Below are 11,083 nucleotides of genomic sequence, written 5' to 3' on the forward strand. Positions count from 1 at the left end.
CATTCTCCTCAGAGCGCCTTCTCGAGCGCTTCGATATCGTCCATCGTCACCACGCTGGTCACGGCCGCATCCGGCGCAGTCCGCTTGACCATCGCGCCCAGCACCTTGCCGCCCAGCTCTACATAATCATGCACCCCGGCGTCGAACATCGCCGCAACCGACTCGCGCCACCGCACCATGCCCGTCACCTGATCGACCAGTAGGCCGCGGATCGTGTCGGGATCGCTCACCGGCGCCGCGGTGACGTTGGCATAGACCGGCACCAGCGGCACACGGATCGCCACATCGGCCAGCGCCTTGGCCATCGCGTCGGCGGCTGGCTGCATCATCGGGCAATGGAACGGCGCCGACACCGGCAACAGCACGGCGCGCTTTGCCCCATGATCCTTGGCAATCGCCACCGCACGATCGATCGCGCCCTTTGCGCCCGAAATCACGACCTGCGACGGGTCGTTATCATTGGCGACGGTGCACACCTCGCCCTCGGCGGCGGCATCCGCAATCGCCTGCGCCTTCACCAGGTCGGCACCGAGCAGCGCGGCCATCGCGCCCTCGCCCACCGGGACCGCCGCCTGCATCGCGCGCCCGCGCAGCTTGAGCAGCCGGGCGGTCGTCGACAGGTCCAGCGCGCCAGCCGCACACAGCGCGGTATATTCGCCCAGCGAATGGCCCGCCACGAAGTCCGTCTTGTCGGCCAGCCGGACGCCGCCCTCCTTTTCCAGGACGCGCAACACCGCGATGGCGTGCGCCATGATCGCTGGCTGGGCATTCTCGGTCAGCAACAGGTCGCCCTCGGGACCTTCGGTCATCAGCTTGAACAGCTTCTGGCCCAGCGCGTCGTCCACTTCCTGAAACACCTCGCGCGCCGCCGCACTGGCCTGGCTCAGCGCCAGCCCCATGCCCACGGATTGGCTTCCCTGCCCCGGAAAGATGAAGGCTCGCATTGTTCTGGCTCCTAGAAATCAGGCCCCGCGCCCTATGCGTGTCAGCCCCATCCCGCAAGATGAACGAAGCTGAACGGGTTGCGACACAAGGCGACCATTTTGCGCAGTACCCGCGAAACCCCTGCGACACGCAGCCCCCAGATTGATCTCGTCGCCCGATACCGGGCTTGAACGCAGGAGACTGGAAATGAAGAAATTTGTTCTCGCCGCCGTCGCCGCATCGGTCGCGGTCAGCCCGATCCTCGCCGCAGCGCCCGCCGCTGCCGCCCCGGCGCAGCAGACCCGCACGGTGATCAAGCACAAGCCGAACGGCAAGGTCGTGGTCAAGAAGACGGTGAAGAAGGCGCCCCAGCAGCGTTATCGCACCAGCTGGAAGCGCGGCGAGCGGTTCGACTATCGCCAGGCGCGCAACTATCGCCAGGTCGATTATCGCCACTATCGCGGCCTGAAGGCCCCGCCGCGCGGCTATCGCTACGTCCAGTCGGGCAATGACATCGTGATGGTCGGCATCGCCAGCGGCATCATCGGCGCCATCTTTGGCAACATGATCCGCTAAACGGCTAACGGCTTCCTCCGGGCGGCGGGGTGTGCATCACCTCGCCGCTTGCCTTTTACAAACCGCGCGCGTAAGGACGCATCGTTGAGCGGCGGCTTCGGCTAGCCGCTTTTCGTATTTTGGAACGACAGCCGGAGGGGCGACCGCATGGGGCGGCGTCAGCGATCGGCCAACAGTGAGAACAGACGCATGGCTCTGTACGAGCATGTGTTCCTTGCGCGCCAGGATCTGGCACAGGCGCAGGTGGACGCACTGGCGGAAACCGCCACCAAGATCGTCGAGGATAATCAGGGCAAGGTCGTAAAGACCGAGACCTGGGGTCTTCGCAGCCTCGCCTACAAGATCGCGAAGAACCGCAAGGCGCATTACGTGATGCTCGAAATCGACGCCCCCGCCGGTGTCGTCGCCGAGCTCGAGCGCCAGACGCAGATCAACGAAGACGTGATCCGCTACATGACCGTCCGCGTGGACGAGCTGGAGCAGGGTCCGACCGTGATGATGCGCAAGGGTGACCGCGAACGCCGCGGCCGTCGCGACCGCGACGGTGACGAAGGCCGGGGAGAATAAGACATGGCACGACCCTTTTTCCGCCGCCGCAAGAGCTGCCCCTTCTCCGCGAAGGACGCGCCCCGGATCGACTATAAGGACGTCCGCCTGCTGCAGGGCTTCGTCTCCGAGCGTGGCAAGATCGTCCCCTCGCGCATCACTTCGGTGAGCGCGAAGAAGCAGCGCGAGCTGGCGATCGCCATCAAGCGTGCGCGCCACCTGGGCCTTCTGCCCTTCATCGTGAAGTAAGGAGCGCAGCTCATGGAAATCATTCTGCTCGAGCGCGTCGAGAAGCTCGGCCACATCGGCGACGTGGTGAAGGTCAAGGACGGCTTTGCCCGTAACTACCTGCTCCCGAACAAGAAGGCGCTGCGCGCCAACGAGGCCAACCGCAAGGTGTTCGAGGCGAATCGCGAGCGCATCGTCGCCGAGAACGCCGCCAAGCGCACCGAAGCCGAGAAGGAATCGAAGGGCCTTGAGGGCGTTTCGGTCACCCTGATCCGTCAGGCGTCGAACACCGGCCAGCTGTACGGTTCGGTCGCGGTGCGCGACATCGTCGAAACACTCAACGCCGACGGCCATAAGGTCAACAAGGCGCAGGTCGTGCTCGACAAGCCGATCAAGGCGATCGGCCTTTACGAAGTCCGCGTTGCGCTGCACGCCGAGGTTGCGGTGACCGTCAAGGTCAACGTCGCCCGCTCGCCTGAAGAGGCCGAGATGCAGGCACAGGGCGTCAACGTGATGGAGGCGATGTTCGAAAAGGACGAAGCCGGCTTCACCGAGGACTATGATCCCAACGCCGAACCCGGCGAGATCGCCACCGAGGCGACCGAGGAGCAGGCCGAGGGCTAATCCCCTCGCCGCTTCCGGCACAGACAAAGAAGAAGGCCGCCCGGTGACACGACCGGGCGGCCTCTTTTTTTTCGCTTGGGAGCGAAACTCTTGAGGTTACGGCGCGACGACCATCGCGCCCAGCACTGCAACCAGCGGAATGGCGGCCAAAGCCACCGACATCAACTTACCCATTTCTATTCTACCTGAAGCGTCGTTCAGGGTTAACAATGCGTACTGACCGCTAAAGTTGCATCGGACGGAGTCAGACGCAGCTTCACTTCCGCCCGAACAGCTTCTCGATATCGCCATGCGCCAGCTTCACCCAGGTCGGGCGGCCATGGTTGCACTGGCCCGAATGCGGGGTGACTTCCATCTCGCGAAGCAGCGCATTCATCTCCGCGACCGACAGCACGCGGCCCGCGCGCACCGATCCGTGGCACGCCATCGTCGCGGCGACATGGTCGAGTTTCTCCTTGAGGCTCAGCGCGTGATCGAACGCCGCAAGTTCATCCGCGATGTCGGTGACGAGCGCGATCACATCGCCCTTGCCCAGCAGCGCCGGGGTCGCGCGCACTAGCATCGCGCGCGGGCCGAACCGCTCCAGCTCCAGCCCGAAATCGGCCAGTTCGCCCGCGCGCGCCTCCAGCCGGTCGCACGCCGGCTCGTCCAGCTCGACCACCTCGGGGAGCAGCAATGCCTGACTCGCCACTCCGCCCTCGCTCACCGCGCGGCGCATGCGTTCGAGGACGAGGCGTTCGTGCGCTGCGTGCTGGTCGACCAGCACTAGCCCGTCCTCCGCCTCCGCAACGATATAGGTCCGCGCCACCTGCCCCCGTGCAACGCCGAGGGGGTAGCTGATGGATGCAGGTACCGGCTCGGCGGCGGATTCGGCGCGCGCCTGAGGCGGAGCGATGAAGCTGGGGCGGCGGTCGTGAACCGCACTCCCGAACATCGTCGGCACCCCGGCGAAAGCCGGGGTCTCGCGGTTGGATAGGGTCTCGCTCGGCCACGGGAGATCCCGGCTTTCGCCGGGCTGAAGGTGGGTATCTGCGGTCTCGCTCGTCCACAACCCCATCACCGCGGCATTGGGCCGCTGCACGCTGCGATGCCCTGCCCCGTCCAGCGCGCGCCGCAGCCCGCTTACGATCAGCCCACGCGCCAGCTGCGGATCGCGGAACCGCACCTCGGTCTTCGCCGGATGGACGTTCACATCGACCTGATCGGGCGGCACGTCGAGGAACAGCGCCACCACCGGATGCCGGTCGCGCGCCAGCATTTCGGCATAGGCGCCGCGCACCGCGCCGGTGAGCAGCCGGTCCTTTACTGGGCGTCCGTTGACGAACAGGTACTGGTGATCCGCCACACCGCGGTTGAACGTCGGCAATCCCGCGACCCCGCCCAGCACGATCCCCTCGCGCTCGAAATCGATGCCGACGCTGTTCGCCGCCAGATCGCGGTCGGTCAGCGCGGCGACGCGCGCGATCCGGTCCATCCCTTCCTGCACGGCCAGCACCCGCCGCCCGTCATGCTCGACCGAAAAGCCGATTTCGGGCCGCGCCATCGCCAGCCGCTTCACCACATCTAGGCAGGCGGCATATTCCGAGCGGGTCGAGCGCAGGAACTTGCGCCGCGCTGGTACCATCTCGAACAGCCCTTCGACCCGCACCCGCGTTCCCGGAGGCAACGCCGCCGGCCCCTCCGCCGCCAGGGCGCCATTGTCCACCGTCCGCGACCAGCCATCCGCGCCCCGCGGGCGGCTCTCCACGGTAAAGCGTGACACGCTCGCGATCGACGGCAGTGCCTCGCCGCGAAAGCCCAGGGTCGTGACCGCGTCGATCGCATCGTCGGGCAGTTTCGACGTTGCATGCCGCTCCAGCGCCAGCGCCATTTCGGCGGGCGTCATGCCGCATCCGTCGTCGGTCACCTCGATCAGGTCGATCCCGCCGCCGGACAGCCGCACGCTAATCCGGGTCGCGCCCGAATCGACAGCGTTTTCCACCAGTTCCTTGAGCGCGCTGGCGGGGCGTTCCACCACCTCACCTGCGGCTATCCGGTTGACAAGATGCTCCGGCAAGCGTCGTATTGACATGCAAGCCGGTGTAGCCCAAGCGGCGCCATCCCGCGACCCGTATCCGCCAGATTTCCTTCGGCCCCAGATTTTCTCCGCCCTGGAGTCGATCCGACCGAAACGGGTCAAGGTATGATTTTCAGTGCGAACCAGCGGCCCCGGGCGGCCGTGACAGAACGGTGCGATCAGAATGATTTTCTCCCGCCTTTTCAAGTTCATGTCCCATGATCTCGCGATCGATCTGGGGACCGCGAATACGGTTGTCTATCTGCGCGGGCGCGGGGTCGTCCTGAACGAGCCGTCGGTGGTGGCGGTCGAAACACTGAACGGCATCAAGCGGGTGAAGGCGGTCGGCGACGACGCCAAGCTGATGATGGGCAAAACCCCCGGCACGATCGAGGCGATTCGCCCCCTGCGCGACGGCGTCATTGCCGATATCGACGTAGCCGAGCAGATGATCTCGCACTTCATCCGCAAGGTGACCGGACAGCGCAAATTCATGCGCTGGCCCCAGATCGTGATCTGCGTGCCCAGCGGATCGACCAGCGTCGAACGCCGCGCGATCCGCGACGCCGCGCAAAACGCCGGCGCTTCTCAGGTGTGGCTGATCGAGGAGCCGATGGCTGCTGCGATCGGCGCCGACATGCCCGTGACCGAGCCAATCGGATCGATGGTTGTCGACATTGGCGGCGGCACGACCGAAGTCGCGGTCCTCTCGCTGCGCGGCCTCGCCTATTCGACATCGGTTCGTGTCGGCGGCGATAAGATGGACGAAGCGATCGTCTCCTATGTCCGCCGCAACCACAACCTGCTGATTGGTGAAGCCACGGCCGAGCGGATCAAGCAGGAAGTCGGTGTCGCAAAGCCGCCGGCAGACGGCATTGGCCTGACGATCCACATCAAGGGTCGCGACCTGGTCAACGGCGTTCCCAAGGAAATCCAGATCAACCAGGGCCAGATCGCCGAAGCGCTGAGCGAGCCCGTCGGCACGATCGTCGAGGGGGTGCGGATCGCGCTCGAAAACACGGCGCCCGAACTGGCAGCCGACATTGTCGATCAGGGCATCGTCCTTACTGGCGGCGGCGCGTTGCTCGAAGGGATCGACGAAGTGCTTCGCGATGAGACGGGTTTGCCCGTTACCGTCGCCGAAGATCCGCTCACCTGTGTGGCGCTGGGCACTGGACGTGCGCTAGAAGATCCGGTGTTTCGTGGTGTTCTGATTCAGGTCTGAGGAAGCGGGGGGTATGGCGCCGCCACATAACCGGCGCCCCGGGTTTTCGCGGCGGGCGCAATACGGGCTGTTCATCGGTTATGTGATCGCGGTCGGCGGTGCGCTGGTCGCGGTCGTTCTGTTGCTGCTCTCGACCCTGAACCCGCCCGCCTATGCCGTGGTACGCGGGGCCTTTTCGGAACTCGTGACGCCCGTGGCATCCGGCGCTGACTGGACGCGGCGCAGCGTGTCCGGCGTGCCCGACGGGATCAGCAGCTTTTTCGGCGTGCGCAGCGAGAATGCCCGGCTCAAGGCCGAGCTGGAGGCGAGCCGGACGCTGATCGAACATGCCCGCGTCGTCACACGCGACAATCGCCGTCTACGCGCGCTGCTCAAGCTGCGCGATCGGGTCGCCGATCCGATCGTCGCCGCGCGCATCGTCTATGCCAGCGGGTCCAGCACGCGCCGCTTCGCAACGCTCAATGCCGGCAGCTGGCAGGGCGTCCGCGCGGGCCAGCCGGTACGTGGTCCTGACGGCCTGATCGGTCGCGTGGTCGAGGTGAGCCCCAACACCGCCCGCATCTTGCTGGTGCTCGACCCCGAGAGCGTCGTGCCGGTGCGCCGCATCCGCGACGGGCTGCCGGCCATTGCCGCCGGGCGTGGCGACGGACTGCTCGAAATCCGGTCGGCGAGCGCCGCGCAGATCCTGTTCGAGCCGGGTGACGCGTTCGTCACATCCGGCACCGGCGGTCTGTTCCCGCCCAATATCGCGGTCGCGGTGACGCTGGAACGTGCGCGCGACACCGCCAAGGCCAGACCCACGGCAAGCCCCGACATGCTTGACTATGCGTTGGTTCAGCGTGCCTTCTTCCCCGAGGCTGCCGACGTTCAGGCGCCGGACAAGGCACCGCGGTGACCGGCACGCGCTTTGCGGGCCTGGGTCAGCCCAATCTGTCGCAGCGCGCGCGCTGGCTCGCCCCGCTGTCGATCATCCTGGCTTCGCTGATCACGCTGATCCCGTTCAAGGCGACGGTACCGCTGCTGCCGCCGTTTGGCCTGATGATGCTTCTGGCCTGGCGGCTGCACCGGCCGGATCTGCTCAAGCCCTGGGCGCCGCTGCTGCTCGGCTTCGTGGATGACATGGTCAGCGGCCAGCCGCTCGGCAACGCGATGTTCTTCTGGACCGTGTCCTTCATCGCGATCGACGTGCTGGATACCCGGATCGTGTGGCGGGATTTCCTTCAGGACTGGCTGCTTGCGGCCGGCGCGATCGGATTTTGCCTGATCGGCGGTCGATTGATCGCCACGCCCCTCAACGCGCATGTCGATACCGTGCTGCTGATCCAGATCCTGATTTCGATCGCGCTGTTCCCGGTGCTGTCGCGCCTCGTTTCCCGCCTCGATCAGCGCAGGAAATGGCAGTGAAGGGCCCCGTCCGCATGATCAGCGAGGGGCAGCAGAGCTACAGCTTTTCGCGCCGCGCGATGCTGCTCGGAAGCATTCAGGCCGGCCTGGGGCTGGTACTGGCCGGGCGGATGACCTGGCTGTCCGTCTATGAAAATGACAAGTACAAGCTGCTGTCGGAGAGCAACCGCGTCAACCTGACGCTCACGCCGCCGCGGCGCGGGTGGATCGTCGACCGGCGCGGCGTGCCGATCGCCAACAACCGCACCGATTTTCGTGTCGACATTATCCCCGACCGACTCGAAAACAAGGGGCAGGTGCTGACCGCACTGCAGCAGATCCTGCGCCTTACCGCCGAAGACCTTTCGCGGATCGAGGATGACCTCAAGGGCGCGGCGGGGTTTCAGCCGGTTCAGGTGGCCGAAAATCTCGACTGGGAACGCTATGCCGCCGTCAGCGTGCGGCTGCCCGAACTTCCCGGTGTCGCCCCGACGCGCGGTTTCGCGCGCAATTACCCCGCCGGCGCGGCGGTCGGGCATCTGATCGGCTATGTCGGCACTGCGTCGGCGGAACGGTTCAAGGAAACCAAGGATCCGCTGCTGCTGACTCCCGGCTTCAAGCTCGGCAAGGACGGGCTCGAGAAGATGCTGGAGGACAAGCTGCGCGGTGCTCCAGGGGCCAAGCGGTCGGAGGTGACGGCACGGGGCAAGCTGGTCCGCGAGCTGGAAACCCGCCCCGATACGCCGGGCAAGACCGTCCGGCTGACGATCGATGCGGGGCTTCAGGAATATACCGCGCGTCGGTTGGGCACTGAATCCGGCTCGGTTACGGTGTTCGATCTCACCAATGGCGACATCCTCGCAATGGTGTCCATGCCGTCCTACGATCCCAACGCCTTTTCGGACGGGATCAGCCGCACCGAGTGGAAGATGTTGTCGGACGACGACCATCTCCCACTGATGAACAAGACGCTGCAGGGCCTGTATCCGCCTGGATCGACCTTCAAGCCGGCAACCGCGCTGGCGATCCTGGGGGCGGGGATCGATCCCAATCGCGTTGTCTTCTGCAATGGCGGCTATCAGCTCGGCAATCGCCGGTTCGGCTGCCTGGGCCGCCATGGGCCGATGACGATGCACACGGCGATCGCGCGCAGCTGCAACACCTATTTCTACACGCTGGGGCGAGAGATCGGGATCGATCCGATCGCGGCGGCCGCCCGCAAATTGGGCTTTGGCGCAGAGTTCGACCTGCCCCTCCCCTCGCAGCGTTACGGCACCGTCCCCGATACGGCATGGAAGATGCGCCGCTTCAAGCAGGAATGGACGCAGGCCGACACGCTCAACGCAGCGATCGGCCAGGGTTATGTGCTGGTCAGCCCGTTCCAGCTCGCGGTCGCTACTGCTCGCATTGCGTCGAGCCGCGCGCTGCTGCCCCAGCTGATCATCGACCAGCCCAGGCCACCGCTCCGGCTCGACTTTCCCGAGGAACATCTCGCCATCGTCCGCGCCGGGATGGACGAAGTGGTCAATGGCGCCGGCACCGCGGTCGCGTCGCGGCTGCCGCTCGACGGCATCCGCATGGGCGGCAAGACCGGCACGGCGCAGGTCCGCCGCATCATGGACCGCAATCGCGGCCAGGGTGGCGAGTGGAAATATCGCGACCATGGCCTGTTCATCTGCTTCGCCCCGGTCGACAATCCGCGTTACGCCGCGTCGGTGGTGATCGAACATGGCATGGGGGGCGCCCGCGCCGCCGCGCCGGTAGCCAAGGACGTGCTGACCTGGCTGTTCGACCGGCAAAAGGCGCTCGACACGCTGGCGGTGCTCGAGGCGGGTTGGGGCGGCGATATCCGCACGCGTATGGCGGCAAAGGAATCGGCGTTCCGGGCGGCACAGGGACTGCCCCCGCGAGCCGACCGGGCGCCTGTTGCGGTCCCCAATCCGGCTCCGTCGCCCACTTCGACCGCAACGTCGGCCGCGGCACCCGCGTCGGCAACGGCTCCGGCCCCTGCCCCTTCACCGTCCGCGGCGCCGTCACCCGCTCCCGCAACAAACCCGACCCCCACAGCGCAGGCGCCGCAATGACCACGATCGGATCCGGCTTCGTTCCAGCTCCGGTGCTGCGCCTGCCATGGGGCGCGCTCCTGCTGGTCACCGCCATCGGCCTGTTCGGAACGGCGATGCTCTATTCCGCAGCCGGCGGAAGCATGACTCCCTGGGCGCTCAGCCACGGCATGCGCTTCTCGGTCTTCCTCGCCATCGCGCTCGCCATGTCGCGCGTTCCGGTCGACTGGTATCGCCAGCTGGCGTTTCCGATCTACGGCGTCTGCATCGTTCTGATCATCCTGACCGAGCTCATCGGCCATGTCGCGGGCGGCGCGCAGAGCTGGCTCGATCTTGGCTTCATGCGACTGCAGCCGTCGGAGCTGACCAAGCTCGCGCTCGTGCTGGCGCTGGCCCGGTTCTACGAGATGCTGCCCGCCGGGGAAACGCGCAAGTTTGGCGCGATCTGGCCGGCGGTGGTCATCACCATGATTCCAGCCGCGCTGGTACTCATCCAGCCCGACCTTGGCACGGCCATGATGATCGTTGCCGGCGGGGGAGCGATGATGTTCCTCGCCGGGGTGCCGCTGCGCCTGTTCATCGCGGGGGGCATGGGTGCAGCGGTCGCGATCCCGCTGATGATCAACTACGGCATGCAGGAATATCAGCAGAAGCGCGTGCTGATCTTCCTCAATCCCGAACAGGATCCGCTGGGCGCGGGATATCACATCACCCAGTCCAAGATCGCGATCGGATCGGGTGGCCTGTTCGGCAAGGGGTTCGGCAACGGCACCCAGGTGCATCTGAATTATCTGCCTGAGGGGCATACCGATTTCGTGTTCGCGCTGATCGCGGAGGAGTTGGGGCTGGTCGGCGGGGTCGCGCTGATCGCCGCCTTCGTCGCGCTCTGCCTGTGGGCGATCGGCGTCGCGACGCGCGCAACCAGCAAGTTCGAACGGCTGACCGCCGCCGCGATCTCCGCCACCATCTTCTTCTATGTCGCGATCAATCTGCTGATGGTGATGGGCATGGCACCGGTGACCGGAATCCCGCTCCCGCTGGTCAGTCATGGCGGGTCGTCGATGATGACGGTGATGCTCGCGATCGGCATCTTGTTCGCGATCGACCGCCAGAGCCGGCACAGCGCTGGAACCGCACGCTGGTAACCGCAAATTTTTGCAAAAAGCCTGTTGCATTCGGCAAAGGCTCCCGCTATCCGCGCCACTCCCGAACGCGGCAAGCGGCTGTTCAGCCCTTTCCTCCGCCGGAATGGACGCATAGCTCAGTTGGTAGAGCAGCTGACTCTTAATCAGCGGGTCCTTGGTTCGAGCCCAAGTGCGTCCACCAAAATCCTTAGTAAATTCAATGGCATAGGTGACTAAGCAACCTTCTCTGGAAGAGGCTGGAACCTAGAAATTGCTATAGGTTCCCTATAGGATCCACTAAGCCGCCCCCCCCCCCCTCTCTCCGGCTAATTTG

At 65.6% G+C, this 11,083-nt stretch carries 11 protein-coding genes and 1 tRNA gene; 10 read left to right on the top strand and 2 right to left on the bottom strand.

Annotation, left to right across the window (positions count from 1 at the left end; all coding sequences use genetic code 11):
* Window positions 1-8: 8 nt before the first annotated feature.
* On the bottom strand, window positions 9-944 hold the full coding sequence (gene fabD / locus ACO05N_RS14865) for an ACP S-malonyltransferase (protein ID WP_422057844.1): 936 nt from the start codon (window positions 942-944) through the stop codon (window positions 9-11).
* Window positions 945-1,131: 187 nt separating this feature from the next.
* Between fabD and ACO05N_RS14870 the strand changes: the two genes are divergently transcribed.
* The 4 genes from ACO05N_RS14870 (at window position 1,132) to rplI (ending at window position 2,898) form a co-directional block, all read left to right on the top strand.
* Entirely contained in the window at window positions 1,132-1,500 is a 369-nt protein-coding gene (locus ACO05N_RS14870) for an RcnB family protein (RefSeq protein WP_422057845.1), read from the top strand.
* Between the two features lie 189 nt (window positions 1,501-1,689).
* Window positions 1,690-2,067: a 30S ribosomal protein S6 gene (gene rpsF / locus ACO05N_RS14875; RefSeq protein ID WP_257845385.1), complete on the top strand. Its 378-nt coding sequence runs from the start codon at window positions 1,690-1,692 to the stop codon at window positions 2,065-2,067.
* Between the two features lie 3 nt (window positions 2,068-2,070).
* Window positions 2,071-2,295, top strand: coding sequence for a 30S ribosomal protein S18 (gene rpsR / locus ACO05N_RS14880; RefSeq protein ID WP_066575653.1), 225 nt, complete (start codon window positions 2,071-2,073; stop codon window positions 2,293-2,295).
* A gap of 12 nt (window positions 2,296-2,307) precedes the next feature.
* On the top strand, window positions 2,308-2,898 hold the full coding sequence (gene rplI, locus ACO05N_RS14885) for a 50S ribosomal protein L9 (protein WP_422057846.1): 591 nt from the start codon (window positions 2,308-2,310) through the stop codon (window positions 2,896-2,898).
* A 256-nt stretch (window positions 2,899-3,154) separates the two neighbouring features.
* On the opposite strand, the gene mutL is transcribed toward rplI, so the two are convergent.
* On the bottom strand, window positions 3,155-4,969 hold the full coding sequence (gene mutL / locus ACO05N_RS14890; protein WP_422057847.1) for a DNA mismatch repair endonuclease MutL: 1,815 nt from the start codon (window positions 4,967-4,969) through the stop codon (window positions 3,155-3,157).
* Between the two features lie 169 nt (window positions 4,970-5,138).
* On the opposite strand from mutL, the gene ACO05N_RS14895 reads away from it, so the two are divergent.
* From ACO05N_RS14895 to ACO05N_RS14920, 6 genes are all read left to right on the top strand, one after another.
* Window positions 5,139-6,179, top strand: coding sequence for a rod shape-determining protein (locus tag ACO05N_RS14895; protein ID WP_066664761.1), 1,041 nt, complete (start codon window positions 5,139-5,141; stop codon window positions 6,177-6,179).
* 13 nt (window positions 6,180-6,192) lie between these two features.
* Complete coding sequence (gene mreC / locus ACO05N_RS14900) at window positions 6,193-7,074, top strand: rod shape-determining protein MreC (protein ID WP_422057848.1); 882 nt, start codon at window positions 6,193-6,195, stop codon at window positions 7,072-7,074.
* A complete protein-coding gene (gene mreD, locus ACO05N_RS14905) occupies window positions 7,071-7,583 on the top strand; it encodes a rod shape-determining protein MreD (protein WP_422057849.1) in 513 nt (170 codons plus the stop codon). Before mreC ends, mreD begins: the two co-directional genes overlap by 4 nt.
* On the top strand, window positions 7,574-9,646 hold the full coding sequence (gene mrdA, locus ACO05N_RS14910) for a penicillin-binding protein 2 (protein ID WP_422057850.1): 2,073 nt from the start codon (window positions 7,574-7,576) through the stop codon (window positions 9,644-9,646). Before mreD ends, mrdA begins: the two co-directional genes overlap by 10 nt.
* Window positions 9,643-10,770, top strand: a complete 1,128-nt coding sequence (gene rodA / locus ACO05N_RS14915; protein ID WP_422057851.1) for a rod shape-determining protein RodA — start codon at window positions 9,643-9,645, stop codon at window positions 10,768-10,770. The genes mrdA and rodA overlap by 4 nt, the downstream gene beginning before the upstream one ends.
* Before the next feature lie 105 nt (window positions 10,771-10,875).
* A tRNA-Lys gene (locus tag ACO05N_RS14920) sits at window positions 10,876-10,951 on the top strand.
* Window positions 10,952-11,083 lie beyond the last annotated feature (132 nt).

This window comes from Sphingomonas sp., from assembly GCF_965227385.1.
Taxonomy (GTDB): Bacteria; Pseudomonadota; Alphaproteobacteria; order Sphingomonadales; family Sphingomonadaceae; genus Sphingomonas.